This window comes from Trichocoleus sp. DQ-U1 (assembly GCF_039961925.1).
Taxonomy (GTDB): Bacteria; Cyanobacteriota; Cyanobacteriia; order Cyanobacteriales; family FACHB-T130; genus FACHB-T130.
The window spans coordinates 69,695-94,248 of sequence record NZ_JAMPKB010000019.1 but is presented as its reverse complement, the minus strand read 5'-3'; the positions used below and the strand labels follow the sequence as shown (position 1 = coordinate 94,248).

19 protein-coding genes, 1 tRNA gene and 1 pseudogene are annotated in these 24,554 nt (G+C 45.4%); 12 read left to right on the top strand and 9 right to left on the bottom strand.

Annotation, left to right across the window (positions count from 1 at the left end; translation table 11 throughout):
* The 4 genes and pseudogenes from NDI34_RS10700 to NDI34_RS10685 all read left to right on the top strand — a co-directional run.
* Window positions 1-97: pseudogene (locus NDI34_RS10700) on the top strand (IS5/IS1182 family transposase); the annotation flags it as partial.
* A 388-nt stretch (window positions 98-485) separates the two neighbouring features.
* Complete coding sequence (locus tag NDI34_RS10695) at window positions 486-6,167, top strand: alpha-2-macroglobulin (protein ID WP_348232641.1); 5,682 nt, start codon at window positions 486-488, stop codon at window positions 6,165-6,167.
* Window positions 6,168-6,427: 260 nt separating this feature from the next.
* Window positions 6,428-7,135, top strand: a complete 708-nt coding sequence (locus NDI34_RS10690) for a hypothetical protein (protein WP_190410039.1) — start codon at window positions 6,428-6,430, stop codon at window positions 7,133-7,135.
* A gap of 279 nt (window positions 7,136-7,414) precedes the next feature.
* Entirely contained in the window at window positions 7,415-10,399 is a 2,985-nt protein-coding gene (locus tag NDI34_RS10685) for an EAL domain-containing protein (protein WP_348232640.1), read from the top strand.
* A 41-nt stretch (window positions 10,400-10,440) separates the two neighbouring features.
* On the opposite strand, the gene NDI34_RS10680 is transcribed toward NDI34_RS10685, so the two are convergent.
* The 5 genes from NDI34_RS10680 to NDI34_RS10660 all read right to left on the bottom strand — a co-directional run bounded on the left by NDI34_RS10680 (window position 10,441) and on the right by NDI34_RS10660 (window position 15,004).
* On the bottom strand, window positions 10,441-11,616 hold the full coding sequence (locus NDI34_RS10680) for a patatin-like phospholipase family protein (protein ID WP_190686716.1): 1,176 nt from the start codon (window positions 11,614-11,616) through the stop codon (window positions 10,441-10,443).
* Between the two features lie 72 nt (window positions 11,617-11,688).
* Window positions 11,689-12,060 carry a dihydroneopterin aldolase gene (folB, locus tag NDI34_RS10675; protein WP_190430762.1) on the bottom strand — a complete coding sequence of 124 codons (372 nt, stop codon included), beginning with the start codon at window positions 12,058-12,060 and terminating at the stop codon, window positions 11,689-11,691.
* A gap of 30 nt (window positions 12,061-12,090) precedes the next feature.
* Complete coding sequence (locus NDI34_RS10670; protein WP_348232639.1) at window positions 12,091-13,014, bottom strand: bestrophin family ion channel; 924 nt, start codon at window positions 13,012-13,014, stop codon at window positions 12,091-12,093.
* A gap of 51 nt (window positions 13,015-13,065) precedes the next feature.
* Window positions 13,066-13,446 (bottom strand): group 1 truncated hemoglobin, encoded by a 381-nt coding sequence (locus NDI34_RS10665; protein WP_190410034.1) that lies wholly within the window; start codon window positions 13,444-13,446, stop codon window positions 13,066-13,068.
* A 256-nt stretch (window positions 13,447-13,702) separates the two neighbouring features.
* Window positions 13,703-15,004: a glutamate-5-semialdehyde dehydrogenase gene (locus NDI34_RS10660; protein ID WP_348232638.1), complete on the bottom strand. Its 1,302-nt coding sequence runs from the start codon at window positions 15,002-15,004 to the stop codon at window positions 13,703-13,705.
* A 258-nt stretch (window positions 15,005-15,262) separates the two neighbouring features.
* On the opposite strand from NDI34_RS10660, the gene NDI34_RS10655 reads away from it, so the two are divergent.
* The 3 genes from NDI34_RS10655 (at window position 15,263) to NDI34_RS10645 (ending at window position 16,841) form a co-directional block, all read left to right on the top strand.
* The gene (locus tag NDI34_RS10655) at window positions 15,263-15,976 is read left to right on the top strand and encodes a hypothetical protein (RefSeq protein ID WP_348232637.1); all 714 of its coding nucleotides are present in this window, start codon (window positions 15,263-15,265) and stop codon (window positions 15,974-15,976) included.
* Between the two features lie 169 nt (window positions 15,977-16,145).
* Complete coding sequence (locus NDI34_RS10650; protein ID WP_348232636.1) at window positions 16,146-16,349, top strand: tetratricopeptide repeat protein; 204 nt, start codon at window positions 16,146-16,148, stop codon at window positions 16,347-16,349.
* A gap of 210 nt (window positions 16,350-16,559) precedes the next feature.
* A complete protein-coding gene (locus NDI34_RS10645; protein ID WP_190430758.1) occupies window positions 16,560-16,841 on the top strand; it encodes a hypothetical protein in 282 nt (93 codons plus the stop codon).
* Window positions 16,842-16,845: 4 nt separating this feature from the next.
* Here NDI34_RS10645 and mazG read toward each other — a convergent pair whose 3' ends face one another.
* A complete protein-coding gene (mazG, locus tag NDI34_RS10640) occupies window positions 16,846-17,703 on the bottom strand; it encodes a nucleoside triphosphate pyrophosphohydrolase (protein ID WP_348232635.1) in 858 nt (285 codons plus the stop codon).
* Window positions 17,704-17,731: 28 nt separating this feature from the next.
* A complete protein-coding gene (locus tag NDI34_RS10635) occupies window positions 17,732-18,346 on the bottom strand; it encodes a metal-binding protein (RefSeq protein WP_348232634.1) in 615 nt (204 codons plus the stop codon).
* A gap of 90 nt (window positions 18,347-18,436) precedes the next feature.
* On the opposite strand from NDI34_RS10635, the gene NDI34_RS10630 reads away from it, so the two are divergent.
* Window positions 18,437-18,509 (top strand) — tRNA-Val (locus NDI34_RS10630).
* Window positions 18,510-18,625: 116 nt separating this feature from the next.
* On the opposite strand, the gene NDI34_RS10625 is transcribed toward NDI34_RS10630, so the two are convergent.
* Window positions 18,626-18,796 (bottom strand): hypothetical protein, encoded by a 171-nt coding sequence (locus NDI34_RS10625; RefSeq protein ID WP_348232633.1) that lies wholly within the window; start codon window positions 18,794-18,796, stop codon window positions 18,626-18,628.
* Between the two features lie 70 nt (window positions 18,797-18,866).
* Window positions 18,867-19,085: a hypothetical protein gene (locus NDI34_RS10620; protein WP_348232632.1), complete on the bottom strand. Its 219-nt coding sequence runs from the start codon at window positions 19,083-19,085 to the stop codon at window positions 18,867-18,869.
* A gap of 173 nt (window positions 19,086-19,258) precedes the next feature.
* Between NDI34_RS10620 and NDI34_RS10615 the strand changes: the two genes are divergently transcribed.
* From NDI34_RS10615 to radC, 4 genes are all read left to right on the top strand, one after another.
* On the top strand, window positions 19,259-21,370 hold the full coding sequence (locus NDI34_RS10615; RefSeq protein ID WP_348232631.1) for a hypothetical protein: 2,112 nt from the start codon (window positions 19,259-19,261) through the stop codon (window positions 21,368-21,370).
* Between the two features lie 348 nt (window positions 21,371-21,718).
* A complete protein-coding gene (locus NDI34_RS10610; RefSeq protein WP_348232630.1) occupies window positions 21,719-22,297 on the top strand; it encodes a Uma2 family endonuclease in 579 nt (192 codons plus the stop codon).
* 426 nt (window positions 22,298-22,723) lie between these two features.
* Entirely contained in the window at window positions 22,724-23,674 is a 951-nt protein-coding gene (locus tag NDI34_RS10605) for a phosphoribulokinase (protein ID WP_348232629.1), read from the top strand.
* A gap of 135 nt (window positions 23,675-23,809) precedes the next feature.
* A complete protein-coding gene (gene radC, locus NDI34_RS10600) occupies window positions 23,810-24,541 on the top strand; it encodes a DNA repair protein RadC (protein ID WP_190430057.1) in 732 nt (243 codons plus the stop codon).
* Window positions 24,542-24,554 lie beyond the last annotated feature (13 nt).

Below are 24,554 nucleotides of genomic sequence, written 5' to 3'. Positions count from 1 at the left end.
AGAACAATACCGCAATCGTCGTCGGCGATTTGGATTCCGTTTCAACCTCATTGCCGCGATCGTTAATATTGAACTGCTCCGTTCCCAATCTGCCTGATTCACGCAAGAGGTCTATTATCCATAGGGGTATCGTCAGAATCAGGTAGTTCTGTTGAGGATGCTAGATAAGGCAATGGGTCTTACTGCTTTCCCTAGAATTGTTGCCTAGAGCTTAGCCGAGCGTGAGTAGCGTTAGCTCAGCATAAAGTAAAGATTTTAAGCGTAATGATTCAGCTACCCGGAAGACTGAGTAGTTGAGATGTAGACCTCTTGTTAGTGAGTCATGTAGGGGTAACTCTTGTGGTTTACCCTCCGATGAATTACCTGCAATGAGGGAAAAAGTCATGCCAGTTTCAATTCCTGATACAGATTCGCTGTCTTCCCTTCATGCACAGGATAGTACAGATAAATCCTTTCAACAGATAGGCACAATCGTGAGAATTTGGATGCGGTTTCTGGTTGTCGTAGCATTTGTACTGGGAATAGCCGGATGTGGCGTGATTAATCTCTCTGGAAATGAACCACTTCCAGCAGTTCCTTCTCTAGCGACGCCGCAACTCCCAGACTGGATTGAGGAAATTAGTCCATTTGGGGAGGTTGAACCTTTAGCGCAGATTCGCATCCGATTTAAAGATGCTTTGATTCCTGTTGAGAGTCTTGATAGCCCCGATCAACAGCAAAAGCTAAAACAATTTGAGATTTTGCCGCCGCTACCGGGACAATTTCGATTTTTGACGCCGCGAATGGTGGGATTTCAAGCCAACAAAGCATTGCCGAAAGCGACGCGAGTCAGAGTCACTCTGAAAGCTGGTTTGGCGGATCTAAAAAATCATCGTTTAGAGAAGGATTTGGCGTGGACTTTTAATACCGAACCGATTAAACTAACTAATTTACCGACTACTAATCCTGAAAATCCTGATAATCAAGCGATCGATCTAAAGCCAACTCTAAAATTTAACTCAAATGTAGAACTGGATGTCGCTTCAGTCCAAGAGCATTTGAAGCTAATTCCGGAAGGAAAACAGAAGGATATACGGCTGAAAGTTGACTTAGAAAAAAAAGAGACACCCTCAGAGAATGAACAGGCACAGGAGAAACTTGACCCTTCAACCCGCAACTGGACATATAATTTAGTACCGCAGCAGACTTTAGAAAAAGCGACTCGTTACCGCTTAGAATTTTCTCCGGGTTTGCGTCCTACTCGGGGTAATCTGCCCAGCGAGATGTCTTATGTTAGTCAGCTAGCTACTTATTCGCCTTTGAAGTTACTGATAATTAAATATTACGGAGTACCCGATGCCGGAGGGACTTATGGTCGGTTTGTAAAAGGAAGCCCTCAACTGCAATTTAATAGCGGGCTTGATGCCGATTCAGCGATTGAGAATATTACTGTAACTCCTGCGCCAAAAGAAGCTATTAAACTGGTTCAAGTTCCTGATGGAGAAAGTCTTGTTAATCTCAACCCTTGGGCATTAGAACCTGCCACTACTTATACAATTACTATCGATAAAAAACTCAAGGATAAGTTTGGGCAAACATTGGAAAAGCCAGTTACGCTCAAATATGAGACAGGCGACGTAGCTGGAGATATTTGGGTACCATCAAATCTAAATATTTTCCCATCTGGTAAAGATTTACAGTTAAATGTTTCCACTGTAAACTTGCCAGAATCAAAGTATAAAGCGGCTTATCGGGTATTGCAGCCGACAGATTTAGTTTATGTAGATTCCGCTTATCCCAAAGGCGATGGGAATGATTTATTACCGAATCCCAATTCTTGGCAAAGTGTCAAGGTATCGAGCAAGAAAAATCAGTTAATTGATGTACCTGTTCCCATCCAGGAAAAACTGGGTACTGCTACGGGAATGTTAGCTTATGGAGTTCAGGCGCGAACTAATCGTTATGAAGAAAATGGTAAGCAACAATGGCGCGAACCGACGACTTATGGAATGGTGGAATTGACTAATTTGGGAGTGTTTGCACAGTGGTTCCCAGATTCGGGATTGATTCGCGTGCATCATCTCTCAGATGGTTCTCCCGTAGCATCTGCACCTGTAGAGATTTATGAGTCGAAATTAGAGGCAAAATCTCGTCCTCAACCCGTACCTTGTGCATCAGGGAAAACGGATGAAGCGGGGACATTACTATTGCGTCGTGAGGATATGCAGCAATGTACAAAATCCAGTTCTGGATTTGAACAAGGGCCTAAATTGCTCGTAATTGCCCGCGAAAATCAAGATTGGGCATTTGTCCGCACGGAAGAATATAGCGGTGCTTATGGCTATGGCGTTGATGCTGGATGGGATGATGGGAAGCCAGTCTCACGGGGGGTAATCTTCTCGGATAGACAGCTTTACCAGCCAGGGGAAAAAGCATCGTTTACGGGTTTTGCCTACTACTTACAAAATGGCAAGATTCAGCAGGACAAAAATGCTAGTTATAAAGTCACTCTCCTAAATCCAGATGGTAAAAACACGGATTTAGGTACTCAAAAAACCAATGAATTTGGAAGTTTTTCTCTAGAAATGCCGTTTAAGGCTAATCAACCGCTTGGCTATTATTCGATTCAAGCGAAAGGCAAAAGTGGTGTAGAGGTTTTGGGTGACTTTCGCGTTGCCGAGTTTAAACCGCCTAATTTTAAGGTTGAGCTAAATCTAGATAAAGAATTTGCTCTAAAAGACCAGCAAGTTGAAGCGAAATCCACGAGCAATTATTTATTTGGTGCGCCTGTAGAAGGCGGGAAGGCAGAATATTACGTCACACGATCGCAAGCTGATTTTAAACCGAAAGGGTGGGAGCAATTTTCCTTTGGGCGACAGTGGTTTTGGCCTGAGGAAAGTCCGACTGTTTCCAGTGATGTGTTGCAATCAAACCAGGTATTAGATGGTAAGGGGAACAGCCAAATTGTCAAGATAGCGAAAGATGTGCCTTACCCGATGACTTATCGGGTGGATGTACAAGTCTCCGATGTGTCGAATTTGTCAGTATCGGATTCTAAGACGTTTACGGTATTGCCGAGTAATCGCTTAATCGGTTTACAATCCAATTTCGTCGCGGATGCGCTTCAAGCTTTCCCCGTCCAAGTTATCGTCACCGATCCTACCGGCAAGGCGATGGAAGGGCAACGGGTGCGCGTGGAACTGCAACAGATGAAATATAGCAGCGTCACGCGGGTGGTAGAAGGCAGTAATACCGCTAAAAATCAGGTCGAATATAAGACAGTTTCACAGACAGAAGTAAAATCTGGAACCAGTCCTCAATCTGTCTCTCTTACACCTCCGGAATCGGGTTCTTACCGGATTAGAGCAAACTTTGCCAACACCAAGGATGAAGTTACCGCAACTGATTTGCAAATTTGGGCGACGGGTGGCAATGCGGTGAGTTGGGGAGAAAGCGATCGCGATCGCTTGGAAGTCAAACTCGACAAAGACACCTATAAACCGGGTGAAACGGCTACCGCTTTAATTCAATCTCCTTATCCGGAAGCCGAGTTATACTTTGCTATCGTCCGCGACAAACCCCTGTACAAGACAATTACCAAAGTGAAAGGGGGTGCGCCGCAGATTCAATTCCAAGTAACGCCGGAAATGTTGCCAAATGCCGCAGTAGAAGCGGTATTAGTTCGCCAAGGCGTTCCCCTAAGCCAAGTAGAACCCGGAAGCTTAGAAAACTTGGTGCGGATTGGGTTTGCTCCTTTTAAAACTAACTTGGATGATAAGTATTTAAAAGTCCAAGTTACCCCCATTCAAACGCAACTAGAACCGGGTGTCCCAGAAACCGTACAGCTAGAACTCAAGGATGCACAAGGCAACCCAGCACAAGGACAGTTTACCGTCATGGCGGTAAATGAAGCGGTGCTGCAACTGAGCGGTTATCGTCCGCCGGATTTGGTGCAGACTGTTTATGCAGAACAGCCGATTTCAACTCGATTTAGCGATAATCGTCCTAATGTGGTGGTGCAACCAACCTCAATGACGAAACCAAAAGGTTGGGGTTATGGCGGGGGACAATCAGCAGGCGCAGCGAATACCCGCACCCGCAAGGATTTCCAAGCCTTAGCTTACTACAACGGTTCTGTTCTCACAGACGCGACAGGGAAGGCAGAGGTGACATTTAAGTTGCCGGATGACTTGACAACGTGGCGGGTGATGGCAGTTGCTACCGATGGTAATCTGCACTTTGGCAACGGCGACGCGACATTTATCACCACGAAACCCCTGCTGTCTAACCCTATATTGCCGCAGTTTGCACGTCCGGGCGATCGCTTGGAAGCTGGCTTATCTGTCACGAACAATACCCAACAAACCGGAAATCTGGCAATTAACGGTGTGGCGAACGGTTCGCTTCAATTTGCAAAACCCGCTAATCTGCAAACCAAAGCAGAATCTGGCACTCGTGCGTATCGCTTTCCCATCGTGGCGGGAAGTTCCGGTAAATCTCAGGTGAAGTTTACCACTCAGTTGAATGGAACCGCTGATGCGTTTGAAGTACCTTTGGAGGTGAAAGCGCTAGAGATTACCGAACAAGTCGTAGAAAGCGGTACAACTACAAATCAGGTGAAGATTCCCCTAAATGTGGATAAAAAGGTTGTCCCTGATGCGGGAGGCTTGGAGATTTCCCTTGCCAGTACGCTGATACCGGAAATTACCGCACCGGCGCGTCAAGTATTGCAGGATGAGCAATTGCCATTTTTGGAACCGGCGGCGAGTCAATTAGCGATCGCATCCAGCTTGCAAACGCTTTCTCAAAAATACGGTCAAACCTTTGCACAATTCAACCCGACTCAACAAGCGAACCAATCTCTAGAACACCTGCAAAAACTCCAGCAATCGGATGGTGGATTCGCCGCTTGGCCTGGTCAACAGAAGTCCGATCCGTTAGTATCTCCTTACGCAGCTCAAGCTTTGGCAAGAGCCTCGAAAGCGGGATTGACGGTAGAACCGAGAATGGTGTCTCGCTTGACGGCTTACTTGAAGAAAATTCTCGCAGATCCTGGTCAATACGATTTTTGTAAGCAGCCACTCTGCAAGAATCAGGTGCGACTAGAAGCACTCTCTGCTTTGGCGGAACTGGGAGAAAAGCGTAATGACTTTCTTGCAGACATCTACGCACAACGCAGTCAATTCGCTCCGGTTACGCAGATTAAGCTGGCGCGTTACCTATCTCAGTTTCCAGAGTGGCAAGAAGAATCTCAAACTCTGTCGAAACAATTCCAACAAAATATTTATCAAACGGGTCGCACTGCTACGGTAAATTTACCCCAAGGTTTATCTTGGCTCAACTCGGCAACAACAGCGCAAGCTCAAGCTTTACGCCTTGCGATCGCGCAAAAGACTAACCCAGAAATCCTGGATCGGTTGTTGCAAAGTCTCCTGACACTGCGACGAAACGGCACTTGGCAGAATAGCTATGACAACGCTCAAGCACTCACTGCTTTGGTGGAATATAGTCAGACGCAGCCAACTCCGCCTAACTTTGGCGCAACGGTAAAACTGGCTGGCAAAAAATTGACATCGGCGCAATTTAAGGGATACACCAACCCCAGCCAGGATCTTAAGGTGCCGATGACCCAGTTGCCACGCGATCGCCACGATCTGATTGTGCAAAAATCTGGTCAAGGCACGTTGCACTACTTGGTTGCCTACCGCTATCGCCTACAGGGAAATCAACCGGGAAGATTTAACGGCTTACGGGTGACACGCGAAATCCGTCCCGCTAATGAAGAAAAGGTGTTGCGAAAGCTCAGTCTCTATGCTTCTGATGAGCTGTTGACGGTGAAAAGCGGTCAGGTGTTTGATATTGGTTTGGAGATTATTACCGATCGTCCGGTGGATCGTGTAGTCATTACCGATCCTCTCCCAGCCGGGTTTGAGGCAGTCGATGCAAGTTTCCAAACTTCTACGGCTGCATTACAGGCAAAAGAAGATAACTTTGGCTTCAAGACGATTTACCGCGATCGCATTGTTGCCTATAGCGATCGCCTGGAAGCCGGAGTCTACTCCCTGCACTACCTCGTCCGTTCCGTCACTCCAGGCACTTTCCTTTGGCCTGGTGCAGAAGCTCATCTACAATATGCACCAGAAGAATTTGGACGCTCAGCTTCTTCTACTTTGAAAGTGTCGGATTAGAGCGCAAAGGAAACATAAAGTTTCTTCCCGGCTGACGTTAGGGAAGGAGAACTATGGGGTGCCATCATCTGTTTTGCGAATGATAGCACCTCTTTTTTGCCTGATTTTGCCTTTTGTGTGACTTTTGCTTTTTAACTTTTGCTTGTTTGCCGATTAGTTTTGCCGCGATCGCCCTTTCTTTGCAAAGATTAGTTAGATTGTTATGCCACAACGGCAGTTATGGCGATATCAAGACTAAGTAAATTCATAAGGGAAGCAACATGGCTGGAAAAACAATAAATAGTAGTGCCAGTGGTTTTCTTGTTGTCCTCTTGCCATTGGCGTTTGCGATCGCCTTCCTGTTTGTAGCATGGCCTGTAGTGCTGGCACTGGTGTTGGTGGGCATCTGTTTAAGGCTTTGGCAAAACTATCAATGGCAAAAGTGGAGCCAGCAAGTCAATCCTTTTTTCCATCAGCTGATTCAGGAAACCCAAGGGCGCGTTACAGCACTAGACTTGGCAATGAAAGCGAATCTCTCTGGAGCAGCAGCGCAGCGGTACTTGGATACAAAAGCCCAAGAATTTGGGGCAAGTGCCCTTGACTATCAAGACAAAGGCAAAGTGTATTACTTTATCACTGCCAACACTTTAGGTAGCATCTTTGATGACAGCGAACCTTCCCGCCAATCTTATGTCAATGATGCTCCAGAAGCTGTGGCACCTGCCCGCAAAGAGCAGCAACCACAGGAATTAGCTGATGACGAGGAGTTTGAGGAACCTGAAAACGAACCCACTGACGAACAGAGGGCTTCTAAAGCGCTGATTCAATCTGAACTTGCAAGGCGGCTGGATGTTCATTCCAGTACCATTTACAAACGCAGAAGTGAGCCATACTTCGCAGATTGGAGCCAAGGTCGAGATCCAGAAGGAATATCCTGGAGATTTGAACCCGATAGTATGCTGTTTTTTCCTATCGAAACCGAGTCTTAAAAGGAAAGCTGAACCGGCTCCAAGGTAAAAGATAAATTTTCTGGAAAGAGGCTCAGTTTGGAAAGGCAAAAAGGGTAAGGGACGATTCCCTTGCCTTTTGCCGTTTTTAGGGGATCTGCTTGCCAACAACTTGCCTATAACACGGTTATCCCTCCCTAGAGGATTGAGAAGCATTAAGAAATTAAAATGATCCTTAAAAAAAAGGCAAAATAAGAAAACAAAGGTTAATAAAACGGGTTTGCATCCTATCTGTGTCCAACCTGTCGAAAGCATTTATGAATGATCGAACCAAAACGGCCTGCGAATCAAGCAGTTAAGCTGGATACGAATTATCACCCTCGTATCTTTGATAAAAATATAAGCTTCGTGCCGCGTCAGATTAGCCCAAAACAATCCGAAGCACTGCGAATCATCGCTCGTCAGGTTGCGGCTCAACAAGAACTACGCCGTGGTTTGAACCGCTTAACCCGTGCCCCCCAATCGCACCCACCAGGGGAAGAACAGCAGGAGCGTTTCTTTACGCTCTCTGAGGAGCGCCTGCGCCTACTAGAATCCATTGTTATCAATGCAAATGACGCGATTGTCATTACAGAAGCTGAGCCATTGGAAGAGCCGCTTGGCCCCAGAATTGTCTATGTAAATCAGACCTTTACCCAAATGACCGGCTATCAACCGGAAGAGGTAATCGGTAAGACTCCCCGGTTGTTGCAAGGGCCGAAAACTGAGCGATCGCAACTCGATAAAATTCGTCAAGCTTTGTCACGATGGGAGCCAGTCAGAGTCGAGTTGATTAACTACCGTAAAGACGGTTCCGATTTTTGGGTAGAACTGAATATCTTACCGCTGGCAGATAGTACGGGTTGGTTTACCCATTTGCTAGCGGTGCAACGAGATATTACCGAACGCAAAGCTGCTGAGTACGAACTAAAATCCCATGCGCGGGCTTCAGCAGTCGTGGCGCAACTGGGGCAAGGGGCGCTCTCTGGCACCAATCTAGATACGCTGATGCAAGAAGCGGTGAAGCTGGTTGCCCAAACCCTGGAAGTGCCCTATTGCCAGGTTCTGGAACTGATGCCGGGAGGCAATGCTTTGTTCATGCGAGCGGGCGTTGGTTGGCAGGAAGGGTTGGTGGGTTCGGCAATCATCGGTGCCCACGATCGTTCCCAGGCAGGATATACCTTGCTGACGGGGAAGCCAGTGATTGTGGAAGACCTCCGGATCGAAACGCGGTTTTCTGGAACGCCACTGCTGCACAACCACCGTGCGATCGCTGGCATGAGTGTGATTATTCATAGTCAGGGGAACCCGTTCGGTGTTTTGAGCGTTCACACCCCTGACTACCGAAGGTTTACGGAAGACGAAGTTCATTTTTTGCAAGCGGTTGCGAATGTCTTGGCAACGGCGAACGAACGCCAGCTGGCGGAAGAGGCGCTGCGAGAAAGCGAAGAGCGGTATGCGCTGGCGGTTCGCGGGAGTAATGAAGGTTTGTGGGATTGGAACCTGAAAGCGGAAACCTTCTATTTTTCGCCGCGATGGAAATCGATGTTGGGTTGCCAGGAGGATGAAATTGGCGACAGCCCGGAGGAGTGGTTTAACCGCGTACATCCAGAAGACTTGGAGCGAGTCAAAAGCGCGATCGCTGCCCATGTAGAAGGGTTGACTCACCACTTCGAGAAAGAATATCGGATGTTACATAAGGATAAAACCTACCGATGGATGCTTTGTCGAGGAATGGCGATTCGAGATGCCAATGACAAAGCCTACCGGATGGCAGGATCGCAGACGGATATTACCGACCGCAAGGTGGCTGAGGAACATCTCATCTATGATGCCTTTCACGATCCGCTGACAGGTTTGCCCAATCGAGCCTTATTTATGGAGCGACTGTCCCAGGCGATCGCGCGAACCAGAAGACAGCCAGAATATCTGTTTGCCGTCTTATTTCTAGATCTCGATCGCTTCAAAGTCGTCAATGATAGCCTCGGTCATGTCATCGGAGACCAGCTGCTGATTGCGTTAGCAAAGCGACTGCAAAGTAGCGTCGCTTCTTGCCTGCAAGCCTCTGTGTGTAGCAGCAATACTGTGGCACGGCTTGGGGGCGATGAATTCGTCATCCTCTTAGAAGAAATTCAAGATATCGACGTTGTAGAAGCGATCGCCAAAAGCATCCAAAAAGACCTCCGGCATCCTTTCAACCTAGACAGACACGAAGTCGTTGTGACAGCCAGCATTGGCATTACCTTAAGTGCAATCGAGCAACGAGGTTCATCAGGCACTTACAAAACTTGCCCCTACCCCGGAGACATTCTGCGTGACGCCGACATCGCCTTATATCAAGCCAAGGCACTAGGCAAAGCCCGTTACGAAGTTTTTACCACCGCTATGCACACTCATGCGGTGGCTCGCTTGCAACTAGAAAACGATCTCAGACAAGCCCTAGCCAGAACTGAGGTAAAAGACCGGCTTCAAACAAAAACTGTCAATTCTTCTGGTTACTCTTCACTCAGTCGTGAGTCCGCATCCTTCAGTCATTCTTTCCTGCTTCACTATCAGCCCATTGTCTGCTTCATGACTGGCAGAATTACTGGTTTCGAGGCACTGGTACGCTTGTCTCACCCGTTTCGCGGCTTGATTTCCCCAGTTGATTTTATCCCGATCGCAGAAGAAACAGGTTTAATCATCCCTTTGGGAGCGTGGGTTCTGCGCGAAGCCTGCCGTCAAATGCGGCTTTGGCAACAAGAATTTTCTGACTTAGCACCATTAACCATCAGCGTTAATCTTTCCGGCAGACAGTTTTCCAAACCTAATTTAGTCGAGCAAATTCAGCAAATTCTCCAAGAAACCGAGTTACCAGCACCAAGTCTAAAACTGGAAATTACCGAAAGTGTGGTGATGGAAAATGCTGCCGCCGCTACGGCTAGTTTAGAGCAACTAAGCAACTCCGGAATTCAACTTAGTATTGATGACTTCGGAACCGGCTATTCTTCTTTGAGCTATTTGCACCGCTTTCCGCTCAATACTCTGAAGATTGACCGCTCCTTTGTTAGCCGGATGGATGCAGGCGAAAATTCTGAGATTGTAAAAACGATTGTTACGCTGGCTCATCATCTGGGATTAGATGTGATCGCAGAAGGTGTAGAAACGGCGGCTCAGATGGAACAACTGCGATCGCTACGCTGCGAAGCTGGGCAAGGATTCTTCTTTTCCAAGCCACTAGATAGCGAATCTGCTAGAGCATTAATCGCCGCAATGCCCCAATGGTAAGACCATTCAAAATCATCTTATTTTTAATTTTTCTGAGTCTGCTAACTATTTATAAAATCCCTCAACGATCTTTGCACTTGTGGTAGGTTGATGTAGACTTTGGCGGCTTCAATTAGATTCATGACATTTGCCGGACTCGCATCATCGATATCGTCACTCAATCGTTTCCCAGTCAACTTGCTATCGAGTTTAAATTGCAAGCGCAAGTAACGACTATCCTCATCAATCACCTGTTTAGCAATGTAACTATTAATATCTGACGAAGCATCAAAAATTACATCAAGAATCGGGAGTGCCCACTGAATCGCACCCCATTGTTGGGCACTTTCAAGCGGAATTGCGCGGGTAAGACTTCCCGTACCGAGGGATAAAACTGAAATTTCGTGGGGTTTATAACCTAACCGCAGGGCTTCAGCGATCGCGCAAGCTGTGGGATTATTTGCCCCAACACCACCGTCAATCACCGAGTATACGTTAGTAATCCGGTAAGCAGAAGTATTATTAGGCACTACGTTCCACGGCTCATCCACAAGCGCCATCCGAGTCCCGCCTCTGTAACCAATGATGCTACGAATCTGACCGCGTCCCGCCCCGCCGATGATTTCAATTTGCATTTGATTGTAATCACCATTGTCTTCTGCGGCTTCTTGCCCTAACGTAATCGAGTTTGTATCTCCGCCTTGGGCAATCCCTTCTTCTTTTTTATCCAGTCTATAGGCAGGAAAAAAAGTTGGGGCAGAAGCAGAACAGAGGCACGCTTCCCATAAGGGAAGTTCAGCAAATATTTTGCGCCAGCTTTTAAAAATAATCGGTTCTCGCTTAATTGTGTCGTAGGCAGTAATTAAGAGTTTTGTTGAAGTGATATCCGACAGTTTTTTGTATTTAAATTCTTCTTTAAGAGATTCAATCAAACCTTTGTTTGAGTATTTAGGGGCAGAAGGGCCGTACTGAAGAAGCAACCCTACCCGTTGCGCCGACCAAAGGTTTCGGTAGGGAAAGATTCGAGTCCCTTTGTTCTGGTACACATCCACGATGTCCTGGGCTGTGCGATCGCTAGCAATCGACGCCGCCAAAATTGACCCGGTAGAGGTTCCTGCAATTAAGTGGAAGTATTGGCTTAAGGGCTGACCGATAATTTTCTCAATCTCTGTCAGCATCGTTGCCGAAATGACACCCCGGATACCGCCCCCGTCAAAGCTCAAAATGCGAAAAGTCACGCTTATTTCCCCACAAAAAATTGCTGTCAAATCTAATCGCTAATTGCTCATCCTTCCTTGTTTACGGGTCTTCTACCCATTGCCCTTTTGATTCGTCCTCGTGATGTCAATTGTAATTTTGCCGCCAAAGTCTGGAATCGGTGCGCCCGGTTTCGTTAACCGCACTTGGACTTGTGACACTTGCTTGAATTCTAAGATGGCATCTGCGATCGCGCTGATTAACTTTTCTACGAGGGCGAACTTAGCTGTTTTTACCAAATCCTTCACTGTCGAAATCACCGCACGGTAATCCAGAGTGTCTTCTATGGCGTCGCTGATGCCTGCTGGTGCCAAATCTAGCCACAAAGTTACGTCTACTTCAAACCATTGCCCCAATACCTGTTCTTCTGGTAAGTAACCAGTGTAGCCGTAGCAGCGAATTCCTGTTAGCTGAATGCTATCCATTTTGTCAAAAACTTTAATTTCCTTGCTACTTCAAACCTGAGGAGCCAAAATTTCTCCTAAACTTTGCTCCGGTATCTTCGTTAAATCTTCAAGATTCTCAATGATTGTGGTGCAAATATCATCTAATGGTAAATCATTCGGATCTCGTCCAAAAGGATTTTCAATTTCATTACCGATTTCTTCAATCCCAAATAAAATAAAACTAATTATACCGACAACTAGCCCTGTCCACCAGCCGGAAGTATCGACAAGTTGAAAAGGTAGCGCAAAGCCATAGATTAGCAACAGTCGCTTTAGGTAAATCGCATAAGCTAAAGGAATGGGGGTTTTTAAAATGCGTTCGCAGCCAGTTAAAGCTTCTACCATTTGATCTAGCAATCCATTCATTGCAGCTAACTGATTATTATTTAAGGAGTTCCGCTCGTGTTGCTGCTGTAGGTAATCCCCAATCCAAAATGCTATTTTTAGCGGAGGGTTTTTAACGCTTTTGAGCTGAAGAAATTGCGAGGGAGTTACTATCTCTTCTAACTCGTCGTTTAAAGCCTCTTGTCGCAACTGTAATTTAGTTGCGATCGCAAAGGCTCCTAATAACCGCATCGCTGTTGCTTTATCCTCTCTATCTGTTGATTCTCGTTCCGCAACCGATACTTGAATTTGCCGCGCTAAATTGCGGACGTTCACCACCAAAAGCCCCCAGGATTTGCGCCCTTCCCAAAACCGCTCGTAAGCCGTATTTGTCCGGAAAACCAATAATAAGCCTAAAACCAGATTATAAACAACATTAGTAACCAGATTATCTAGAAGGTTTCCAGCGATCGGTAATTTAAAATAATCGAGAATAGAAACGAAAAAACCAAACCCTCCACACAAAAGAACGCGGGGAAAAATAGTCGGTGCGACCGATCCCCTCAACTGTAAAGCTATTGCAAACCAGTTTTTATTCTCAATCGTCATGCTGCTGTTTATTCACTGAAGCAGAAAAAGATTAAATCATCGCGATCGCCTTCATTCAACAATATCTTGCCGAGTGCTGGCAACGATATCAAATAGCTCTTTCTGCTCTGTCTGAGGAACTTCAAACTTATCTAAACTTTGTTGAAAATCCGCCAGAAATACTTCCCACTCTTCAGGAGAAATTTTCAGATGAACATGAGAATCGTGCATTGAACGACCCGTATATTGTTGCGGGCCACCTGTCGCCCAGCAAACCATTTCTGTAACCAGATACTTGAAACCTGCTTTTGACACTCGGTGATGTGCTTCATCTACGAGAGGATTTGCATTCAATTTCGGGTCAACCATGATTCTGTCAATGAAATCATCGACTACGGCTGCAATATTGTAAACACCGCCCAGGCGCTCATAAAGTGATAGTTGTGAGTTCATAATGGCTTCTTCTTGAATTAAATAATTCCTGAATTCTCCTTGGCAAGTGGCAAGGTTAGCGAGCGTTCGGTAAGCATTTTAAGGTTTTAAAAAACCTCAATCCTACTTTAAAGTACACCCCAGCACTCGCGAATAAAATTTTTCCTAGGCTTCTGTTGGAAAAATTTATCTTCGACCTTCACTGGGCTGCTTTCGGGGGTGAGAAAATTTAGGGAGATTCTCCGCCGAGTATTTCTACTACACCTAGATTCGGTGTCTACAAATCTCGATGAGTAAAGAGTTTGGCATCTGCACCGCTGTAGGTGGCAGCAATATGCCCATCGCCTGCGATTTGATATTTGTATGTCACCAGTCCTTCTAAGCCTACAGGGCCGCGAGGAGGCATCATTTGAGTACTGATTCCCACTTCTGCGCCTAATCCGTAACGGAAGCCATCGGCAAAGCGAGTTGAACAGTTATGAAAGACTCCAGCAGCATTGACTTGTGCCAGAAAATTAGTGGCAGCAGCAGTATCTTCTGTCACGATGGCATCAGTATGCCGAGAACCGTAGGTATTAATATGGTCAATCGCTTCTGAGAGAGAATCCACAATTTTGATTGAGAGAATTAAATCGCTGTATTCTGTCGCCCAGTCGGCTTCAGTCGCCTGTGTAATGTTCAGAATTTCGCAGGTGCTTTCATCTCCTCGCAATTCTACATTTTTTGATTGCAAAGTATTCGCAACTTGCGGTAACAATTCCGATGCGATCGCACGATGCACTAGCAGAGTCTCTACAGCGTTGCAGGCGGCTGGGTAGTGGGTTTTGGCGTCTACGGTAATCGAGACAGCTTTTTGCAGATCCGCTGCTTTGTCCACATAGACATGACAAATCCCTTCAGCGTGACCCAAAACAGGAATGCGAGTATTTTCTTGCACAAAACGGACAAAAGAGTTAGAACCTCTGGGAATAATTAAATCTACAAATTGATCTAATTTCAGCAGTTCTAAGGTTTCCTCTCTCGTTGTCAGCAATTGCACTACATCTGGATTTACTTCAGTCTTCGCTAATCCTTGGCGAATCGCTTTCACCAGCGCTTCACAAGAACGCACCGCTTCCTGTCCGCATTTGAGGATAACACCGTTGCCAGATTTGATGGCAAGAGTGGAAATTTGCATCACTGCATCGGGACGCGCTTCAAAAATCACTCCCAGAACGCCTAGAGGACAGGTAACGCGCTTGAGAATTAATCCCTCATCCAGTTCCCGGTGAACCTGCACTGCGCCCACGGGATCGGGCAGACGCCCCACATCTCGCACCCCCGCAATCGCGCCTTTTAGCTTTGTTTCATCCAACTTCAAGCGAGCGTAAAGCGGTTTGGGAATTCCTGCCGCCTCCGCTGCCTTGCAATCTGCCGCATTCGCCGCCACAATCTCTGATGCTGCGGCTTCTAGCGATCGCGCGATCGCTTCAATCGCTTGGTTTTTCGCCTCTGCGGACAACACTGCCAAGCTTCGCGCTGCTTGACGAGTTTTTTGAGCGATCGCACTTAAGGACATGGAAGCAATCTGGGAAGTCATGGCTCTGAATCAAACGCCTACGTTCAAGCCAAAGTTTAGCAAAATGTGGCTTCTGTTTAAATTCTAATAGATGGGATGCCTGAGTTTAAATCGGATGAACCTAAGGCTAGAGATAGGTTTACTACTTTTTAATTGATAAATCAATTAAATTTATTAGCTCGATTTTAGCTCAGTTTAATAAATTCTTAATTGTTGTTTGTAAAATATATAAGTAGTATGAAAATAAAATTTTCAGAAAAATTACAAAATATAACTTAAATGAGTATACATCAAAAAAAACTGTTAGTTTCTGCTAGCCCACCCGCAGATAAACAGTTGCAATCTAGACAACAGTTACGGATTGATTTGGCTCAAGAGTGCCAAAAATCCCAGCAGTTACGAGCTGATGGCGTTAAAAAGCGCCAAAAATCCCAGCAGTTGCTAGCTAATTTGCCTAAAACCTGTCAAAAATTACAGCAATTGTTGGCTAATAGTGCTGAAGAGTGCCAAAAGTCGCAGCAGTTACGGGCTAGTTCAACTAGAAGTGTTCCGGTCGAGCTGTTAGACATTGATTTAGACATTGATTTAGATGAACGCCTCCCCGCGATAGACTTGCCCTTAGATTCATTAGAGTATTTCGACGCGCTTGTGCAATCGCAGTCTGACGTAGAGACTCGTCTCCAAATGGTAGATCGATTGCAGTTAGACTTAGTAGAAAGTTTGCGATCGCTTGAGGACTCCCTTCAGCAATTTCCACTTGATTTAGGTAAATCTCTGCTGAAAGAAGAGCTGTTGATAGAAAATCAGCAGCTAGATGTCTTAGATAGAGATATCCGCCAAGAGTCTTCCGATAGCCCTGAGTGCGGAGAAATTGTAAAAGTTATTGACAAATTTCTTGCTCAATATTTAAGCGGAGATTACTCAGAAGATGATGAATCTACCGCCAGCGATACTCAAAGAGTATCGCTGGCGGCGATGAAATTTTTTATTTAGTTTCATCCCCATAAACCCGGTTTCTTCGAGAAAGCGGGTTTTTCATTTCAATGGTTCTATCTTTTGGTAGATGAATTTCTGAAATTTTCCGAAACTACTGTGACAAACCGTGTATCTAGCGAGTATTTGGTCAACCAATACCGCTGCTCCTTCTTCAGGGAGATGCATTATGTCACTCGAAGCCGGATTTGACGCGCTCAAACAAGGACGATATCAAGAGGCAGTTCCGTTGCTCAGGCAATACTGCCATTGTTCCGATGCTCGCGCTAAAGACTACCTGAGAGGTTTGATGGGGCTAGCGAAAGCTTATCAAGAGAGCGGGCAGATCCAAAAAGCGATCGCCCTTGGTTTTTTCCTCCCCTCCCTGTTCTAAATTTCGGAAATTTTCTTCATCCAACCTGTAGTTTCAAAAAGGGCGAACACTGCAAGCGCACGGTTCGCCTTCTTCTTGGTGCTGAGGAACTCAAACCGGCAAACCAGGTGCTAGAAAATTTCATCGCAAATTTATATAAGTATTGTTTTCCTATGAAGAGTATATGAAGTTACATAGATTCAGTATTTTGACGGAAGATAATCGAATCCAATGACCTCTAAGTTAGGTAAAGAACAGTCAGGAAGTGGGCTTCAGAAAATGAGTGCAGTTTCAAAAAATGGGTGGGATTCCTGGAGAATGGCATCAATCGCGATCGCTCGGAATTCAAGAGCATTGGAACAGCTATCGGAGAAACTGACTTCAAAGTACACAGATTCAGAGATGGCTGGGATATGGCGGCAGGCACGGTTGGTGCTAGCAGAAGAAGATGAGTGCTGGCTGGAAGAAGAACTGTATCGCATCCTGATTCAGGATTCCCAAATCGCAGCTTAAAAATTTAGCGTTCCTGGTTTAATTCGCCCGAAGCTGCTAACTGAGCTTTCGCTTGTTGCCAAAGCGTTTCCAACTCATCTAATGTGTAATCAGAGAGGGGACGGTCGGCAAAAGCCTCCATTTTTTTCAGACGCTGAATAAATCGCTGATTTGTTCCCTGTAAAGCTTCTGAAGGATCGAGATCGTACCAACGGGCAAGATTAATCACCGTAAATAATAAATCTCCCAGTTCCGCTTGCTGATGGGCTTCGTCTTCCTGTTGCAGTGCCTCTTCAAATTCTGCTAACTCTTCGTGAAACTTCGCCCACACACCCTCAATATTCTCCCACTCAAACCCAGCCACCGCAGCTTTTTGAGAGATTTTCATCCCCGCCATCAGTGGCGGCAATGTGCGGGAATAACGAGTCAGTTTGCGACTTAGCTGTTGCGCGTCTTGAGTCGTTTCTCCTTTTTCTGCGGCTTTGATTTTCTGCCAATTTTCGTGGACTTCCTCCGCAGTTTCGACTTCAACCTCTCCAAAGACGTGAGGATGACGGCGGATCAGCTTTTGAGTAAGCCCCTGAACGACATCGGTTAAGCTAAATTGCCCGGATTCGCTGGCAATCTGCGCTTGCAGCACCACCTGTAGCAATAAGTCCCCCAGTTCTTCAGCGATCGCATCTTTATCCCCAGTGCGAATCGCATCTACGACTTCATAAGCTTCTTCGATGACATACGGGGTGAGGGTTTGGGGAGTCTGCGCTAAATCCCACGGACAACCTCCATTGGGCGATCGCAACTGGGCAACAATCTCAATCAACTGTTGCAGGGCTTCTAGTGCAGTTTGAGGCATGGGATGAGCAGATTCTGGGGAATTTGGCATAAACGAAAATTCAGTTTGTCTTTCGATCTTACCTTCGCGTCCTCTGCGTCTTGGCGGTTGGTTTCTTGACTCTACGCTGACTCACTTTGCCGGTTCGCTTCCGAGTCTTCACTCGCTTAGGCATCACCGCCTTCAATCCACTTTTTTTAAACCGCTTGTAGGCAGAACCCCCCCAGTCACTGAACGAGTGACTCATTGCACCCAATTCCAAACCGACAAACAGCGCCATCCATTCAGCCGCATATTGAGTAAGCGATCGCTCTACTTGATTCGCTATCACCTGCCAAGTCCACCCGACACCCCAGACTAGTTGTAGCATCCCCAATATCAACAATCCCACGAGAAAGAGCCAGCAGGAGAGATAAAGCGATCGCACGATTGTCCCAATTGCCAACCCGTGGGAGAAAATCGATCGGTGACGTAAACTCTTCTGGTAGGGTATCCAAATCCACCGCAACCAGCCCCAACGCTGATAAGGACGCGAGTTTAGATCCAAATCAGGGCTAAACATCAGCCCGCTGAATAAAAATCCTCCGGAAACGATTAACGTCAGATCGCCGCTCCGAGTCAGCCCGAACGTCATGCCAGCCACCCAAGGCAAGCACCATAAAGTAATGCGATCGTGCGTCCGACCAGAGGGCATCCGTTAAATTTGAGATTTTTTAAAATTTATTCTGTTTGAATAGTAGCAGCAGCAGCGTAATCTGCTATTATCTAAAAAGTGTCTGAATTTGGGCGGTTAGCTCAGTTGGTAGAGCGCCTGCCTTACAAGCAGGATGTCACTGGTTCGAGTCCAGTACTGCCCATTAAAAATTGTATAGTGACTAACTCTCTGTCATTGGCGACAGATTAATGTCATTAACCCAAATTCAGCTTCCTTCAAATTCATTTGGAGAAGCGAAAGGATGCGAGAATCTCGTCACTAAAATAGCACATTATGGAATCGATCGATTGGGGTCGCCTGTTGTGCTGTCTTGGAGCGAATTCGCTTGTGTGCCCTAAGCGCGATCACATTCATCAACCCTTGCGAGAGAACCTGTGAAGCTTTGAGCAGTAGGTGAGCTGGTTGGATTTTGGTTAGGATTTTATTCATGGTCAGTTTTAGTTAGAGATCAGCTTGGGGCAGGCAAGATGCCTACCCAGGTTTGCGCTAAGTGCCAAATTTAGAACTTGGTTAGGAGTTCGTGGATAGCAGTTCTGGCAGTTTCCGATTTAATGGCTTCAAATTGAAGGCTCTTGAAAAGGTAAAGAGCTTCTTCAAGCTTGCTAATTGCCTGAAGCGCTTGAGGGTGGCGGGTTGCCTTCATTTCCTGAAGCAGTAATGAGATGGGCTTCTCAATGGTGAGTGTTAGTTGCTTGGGTTGCGATATCGGTACTGTCATGCGTTAACCTCGCGTTGATTTAGCTTACACAGTCATGCTCTCTGATGAGTTGAGACAAGTCGAGGCAGAGAAAGTAAGGAGATTATAGAAGTGGATTTAGTCGTACTAAGCCAGGAAAAGTAAGAAAAAGTTGGATTGAGCATGATTACAACCTTGTAGTGCTAGGAGTTCTTATGGACTATAGAGATGCTTTTGAGGCTGCAAATGAAGCGGTTCGCCAACAAACGGGGAACTTACTGGACGATGCACAAACGCTTGTTCTAAAAGGTACTTGGGAAGGTTTGACTTATAACCAGATGGCAGAGGGTTATAATCCTGACTATTTAAAGGATGTGGGAGCCAATTTGTGGAAAACACTCTCCTCAGCATTTAATCGGAAAGTTACTAAGAAAAGACTTAAATCTGTCTTAGAGGAACAAATCCGAGTTAACAAATCAAAAGCAGAAGTAATTCCTTCTATTGAAAATGCTGTTAGGATCTCTGATAGCTCCAACTCTTGGTTTGTTGGGCGTATGGATGCAATTGCTCATATTAATGACCTTATTCAGTACCAAGAAGCTAAGGTTATTTATATCTATGGGCAAGGAGGACAAGGTAAAACAGCCCTTGCTCATCAGTACTTTCAGAGTCAACAATTAAACTACCTAGAGTTGCAAATTGGTACCGACTTCAACTATGTAACCCAAGTAGAGAGTTGGGTTAAGCGTCAACTGCGAGAGAAATTTAATCATCAAATTCCTGAAGATGATTTTCTTGAAAACTTAGAGCAGTTGAAGTCCGAGTTTCAAACTCAAAAGCTAGGTATTCTAATTGATAATTTTGATACTCTGTTAAACAAAGATGGAAAAATTCACAAAAATTTTCAAGGATATGTAGAGCTTATCAATAGAGTACTAAACGAGCCGCATATTCAAGCAATTACTTTGATCACCAGTCGCCAGAATTTGAATGAATCAAGACTCAGCTTTATTGAAACATACTCTTTACCACCATTGAGTCTAGATGCATGGAAAGATTTCTTCACTAGATTTAAAATTGCGTGTGATACACCTGCACTAGATGAAATACACAAAGCTTATGGCGGCAATGCTCTTGTAATGAAGGTTCTCTGCGAACCGATTCGTGAGCAATACAAGGGTCAACTCAATGAATATTGGAAGCAAAATAGAAAATTCCTGTTAAAGGGTAAAATTCGAGACCTTATATCAAGTCAGTTCGACGGCTTACAACAAATTAATATTAATGCTTATTATCTACTACTAAGAATGGGGATTTATGCTTACAAAGATATTCCTAAAATTAGAACGGTTGGGCTTTTTTGCTTACTTTGGGAGTTACCACAAGGTGCAAGAGTTTCAGCTCTTGAAATTCTAGAACGCTTTGGATTAGTAGAATTTGAAGCAGGAGAATATTGGCTTCATCCGTTTATTAAAGAAGAATCTATTATCAGACAACAAGAACTTGATATTTCAAGTGAATCTTTTTTGAGTTCCTTTAGGCAAGAGATTGATAAATTAATTGAAAATAGCGAGGAAATTCAAGACTTCTTATTTCATTTGAATGATAGGTTCCCACAATCTTATTCTTCTATTAGACAGGTTGCCAATCGTAGTGTTTACTACTGTCTTTCTAAAACTCATCGCTTAAATATAAATATCACTTTTGAAGCCCTAGAACTAGCCAATGCTTTAGATTCCTCAATAGGTTATGGTTGGAATTCAATGAATCCTGAGATTGGCTTTGATTGCTCTCTCGATCTTGTACATACTACAGCTTTGCAAATTGTGTTTGGTTACGAACCTATTATGGGTGATATGCTACTCAACTGCATCAAGATCCTTAGATTACTCAAGCTTTTCTTAGGAACAGCAATCAACCTTGCACCAGATCCCATATTAAAGGAAATTTGTTTAATTTTAGAGGAGCTTCTACCTAGCGATAAATTAGAACCCCAAGAAATCAATAATTGGTGGCAGAATGATTGGATAGTTTATGAGCAAGCCAGTTGTAAATTAAAATCTAATTTTAATTCAGAAAAAGAGAATTTGGAGGCTTTAGTATCAACCTCTTGGATAGGAATTCTAGTATTTTTAATGGTCGTTGGGCGGGATATTAGGCATGACTGTATCCAAGATTGGGATTTAGCTGATGATTACTTGTATGTAAATAAGTTAATTATAGATTGTCTTCAAAACATTCCTGATATTTCTAGAGAATTTCGAGAGAAACTTGAAGATAGTTTATTTCTGCCCACCAAAGTTGGTCAATACCCTCTGCAAGAGTAACATCCTATCAGCCTGTGAGAATCTACCTGTACTACTACCGTTAAGGAGAGGCATCATAGGGGATGAGCAAATGAGAGCGCTCATTCATTCCCTCCCAACTTCTCCAGTAATGCTTACCACGTTTCAATCTGCTAATGTAATTGCTGAATGCGATTCGCTACTAAATAGCTACGGCTCACGCATTTAGCACAAGAAAACATCATTGCTCAATTGCACTAAACGCAGCAGGAAATTTTTTGCAGCAGCATATGCTCATTTATATCAATAGCAATGCGTTCATCCTTGGATTCATCGCGCTTGCAAACGATATGCCACAATTGCTGGTAAGGATAGCCGGAGGTGGACGCGATGCCCCCACTACTGAATCAAACAACCGACCAACGCATTATTCATCAGGGAACTTGGGAACAGTTCAAGTTCATCCAGAAAGGCTTTGATGGTTCTCCTGGGGTGCGGCTGTTTTACTATGACGAGACGATCGAGATTCTTATGCCGGGACGCGAACATGAAATTTTTGCCAGTATCATTGGTTACTTAGTGACAACCTTTCTTGCAGAAATGGGCATTTTCTTTCAGCCAACTCGATCAATGACTCAGGAAAAAGAAGGCGTTGTCTCTGCCCAAGCAGACGAGTCTTACTGCATCGGCAGCGTGAAATCGATTCCAGATTTGTCGATTGAAGTTGTCTTTACCAGTGGAGGCACGAGCAAGTTAGAACGCTATAAAGCTTTGGGCGTTTCAGAAGTTTGGTTTTGGGAAGATGGATCGCTGAAGCTTTATCATCTTCAAGACGGCAGCTATGAACCCATTGAGCGCAGCCAGCTACCCGGACTCAGCGAACTCGATCCTGATTTGCTCAGACGCTGCATTTTGATGGCAGAAACTGACGCTGGAGAAGCGATTAGAGCATTCCGCCGAGAGATATAGCTTTAAGTAGATTATGCAGATTGTTGTATTGCCATCCTGGGGTATTTCTTCTTAAGAGTTACATCCACCCAGCGCGAGGTTATTAAAACGATGCGATCGCGTTTTGCATGAAGTGAGGGTGCGATCGCTTTTTGCCTGATAGTGCGATCGCATTTAACCCAGCATGGGAACGTCAGAATTCATCGGTTGAGGGTGAGGAGAGCTAATTTTATAGGCTGCTGAAGATTGCGATCGCAATCGGGCATTGCGATTAATTTATATTAATTTACTTGGCGGGTGCCGATATAAAGAACGCACTGGGAGCAACCTGCACTGAGAACCAACGCCCAAACAGCAGGCATTCTTGCGATCGAGTTGATCCCTATTCCCTCTACAATTGAACAATTCAGAATGTCCAGCAGGACTTGCTTTTGCGCGAGAGGGAAAATGAGCCATCGTCCGATTATTCTAGGCATTGTTGGTGACAGTGCCGCTGGGAAAACAACACTAACACGAGGAATTGCTCAGATATTAGGTGAAGAAAATGTCACCATTATCTGTACCGACGATTATCACAAGTACGACCGGATTCAGCGTGCAGAGAAGGGAATTTCAGCACTGCATCCCGACTGCAACTACTTGGATATCATGGAGCAACACCTGTCCCTGCTTCAAAACGGACAGCCCATCCTGAAGCCGATTTACAACCACGACACGGGGATGTTCGATCCGCCTGAGTATATCAAGCCGAGCAAGTTTGTGATTGTTGAAGGGCTTCTCGGTTATTCAACCATGAAAACCCGTGACTATCACGATGTAAAAGTTTATTTAGCACCGCCTGAAGCTCTACGCGCTGAGTGGAAGATCAAGCGAGATACGATGAAACGGGGCTATAACGAAGAACAGGTTCGCGAACAATTGAGAAAGCGCGAACCAGACTCAGAAGCATACATCCGTCCCCAGCGCCAATGGGCAGATATCGTGGTAAGTTTCTACCCACCTACAGACACGCCAGAGGAGAACAGTTCACACCTGAATGTGCAATTGGTACTCAGACCGACAATTCCACATCCAAGCTTGACCGAGATTTTGAACCCAAGCAGTCCTAATTACAAACCGGCAATTCGCCTGGAACTTGAGCGGGATATGGGTAAGCCGGTTGATGTGCTAGAAATTGACGGTCAAGCAACCAGCGAACAAGTCAAAGACTTAGAGCGGATGCTGTGTAACGACATCCCCGATTTACTGCCTTTCTGTAGCTTGGACGGCACCCCCAATCTGGGTACTCTCGTCGGGACAACTGGGGAAACGCTCCAAAGTTACCCTCTGGCACTGACTCAGCTACTAGTTGCCTATCATATGCTCAAAGCTGCAAATATCCACACAGTAAAGAATTAAAAAATTAAAAATGCAAAATTAAAAGTTGAATTTCTCAATTTTTAATTTTTAATTCTTAATTGTTTTGTTCTTGGCGCGATCGCAACTCTCACGGCACTATCGGGAAAACTAGATATAGTCTTTCCCGGTGCATTTATGACCTATTGCCTCAGAATTGCAGATATACCCCTTAGCGAACGTCCTCGCGAACGATTAATGGCGCAGGGAGCCAAAAATCTTGCAACCGCTGAGCTAATTGCGATTTTGCTGGGCACGGGTCAAGGGGCAGGAAAACTTTCCGCTGTCGGTCTTGGGCAATACATATTACAGGAATTAAGTCAACATCAACGCGATCCGCTGGATATGTTACGAGATATCAGCGTTCAAGAGTTGACGAAAATTCCTGGTGTAGGGCCAGCAAAAGCCACCACAATTCTAGCAGCGGTTGAGTTGGGAAAACGGGCATTTCTATCTCGCCCCGGAGTTAGCACCATGATTGATAGTCCTGCTGCCGCTGCTGCTGCGCTCAGTCATGAGTTGATGTGGCAGATGCAAGAACGATTTGCCGTGGTGCTGTTGGATGTAAAGAATCGCTTGGTGGGTACTCAAGTGATTACCATTGGCACTGCAACTGAAACGTTGGCTCCTCCCCGCGAGATTTTCCGAGAAGTCCTTCGCCAGGGTGCGACGCGGCTGATTATTGCACACAATCATCCGTCAGGGAGCATTGAACCCAGTCAAGAAGATATTGATTTGACCCGTCAGTTGTTGATGGGAGCGCAATATTTAAGTATTCCGCTGCTAGATCATTTGATTTTAGGCAATGGTGACTATCTGAGTCTGCGGCAAACAACCACCTTATGGGAGGAGTATCCGCAGGGGGATTGAAGTCGTGACAACG

Excerpts from the sequence above, each read along its gene's own strand:
- NDI34_RS10685 (WP_348232640.1), top strand. The coding sequence starts at position 7,415 with ATGATCGAACCAAAACGGCCTGCGAATCAAGCAGTTAAGCTGGATACG.
- NDI34_RS10690 (WP_190410039.1), top strand. The coding sequence starts at position 6,428 with ATGGCTGGAAAAACAATAAATAGTAGTGCCAGTGGTTTTCTTGTTGTC.
- NDI34_RS10665 (WP_190410034.1), bottom strand. The coding sequence starts at position 13,446 with ATGAACTCACAACTATCACTTTATGAGCGCCTGGGCGGTGTTTACAAT.
- NDI34_RS10620 (WP_348232632.1), bottom strand. The coding sequence starts at position 19,085 with ATGACAGTACCGATATCGCAACCCAAGCAACTAACACTCACCATTGAG.
- NDI34_RS10695 (WP_348232641.1), top strand. The coding sequence starts at position 486 with ATGCGGTTTCTGGTTGTCGTAGCATTTGTACTGGGAATAGCCGGATGT.
- radC (WP_190430057.1), top strand. The coding sequence starts at position 23,810 with ATGACCTATTGCCTCAGAATTGCAGATATACCCCTTAGCGAACGTCCT.
- NDI34_RS10615 (WP_348232631.1), top strand. The coding sequence starts at position 19,259 with ATGGACTATAGAGATGCTTTTGAGGCTGCAAATGAAGCGGTTCGCCAA.
- folB (WP_190430762.1), bottom strand. The coding sequence starts at position 12,060 with ATGGATAGCATTCAGCTAACAGGAATTCGCTGCTACGGCTACACTGGT.
- NDI34_RS10660 (WP_348232638.1), bottom strand. The coding sequence starts at position 15,004 with ATGACTTCCCAGATTGCTTCCATGTCCTTAAGTGCGATCGCTCAAAAA.
- NDI34_RS10605 (WP_348232629.1), top strand. The coding sequence starts at position 22,724 with ATGAGCCATCGTCCGATTATTCTAGGCATTGTTGGTGACAGTGCCGCT.
- NDI34_RS10650 (WP_348232636.1), top strand. The coding sequence starts at position 16,146 with ATGTCACTCGAAGCCGGATTTGACGCGCTCAAACAAGGACGATATCAA.
- NDI34_RS10645 (WP_190430758.1), top strand. The coding sequence starts at position 16,560 with ATGACCTCTAAGTTAGGTAAAGAACAGTCAGGAAGTGGGCTTCAGAAA.
- NDI34_RS10635 (WP_348232634.1), bottom strand. The coding sequence starts at position 18,346 with ATGCCCTCTGGTCGGACGCACGATCGCATTACTTTATGGTGCTTGCCT.
- NDI34_RS10610 (WP_348232630.1), top strand. The coding sequence starts at position 21,719 with ATGCCCCCACTACTGAATCAAACAACCGACCAACGCATTATTCATCAG.
- NDI34_RS10670 (WP_348232639.1), bottom strand. The coding sequence starts at position 13,014 with ATGACGATTGAGAATAAAAACTGGTTTGCAATAGCTTTACAGTTGAGG.
- NDI34_RS10655 (WP_348232637.1), top strand. The coding sequence starts at position 15,263 with ATGAGTATACATCAAAAAAAACTGTTAGTTTCTGCTAGCCCACCCGCA.
- mazG (WP_348232635.1), bottom strand. The coding sequence starts at position 17,703 with ATGCCAAATTCCCCAGAATCTGCTCATCCCATGCCTCAAACTGCACTA.
- NDI34_RS10625 (WP_348232633.1), bottom strand. The coding sequence starts at position 18,796 with ATGAATAAAATCCTAACCAAAATCCAACCAGCTCACCTACTGCTCAAA.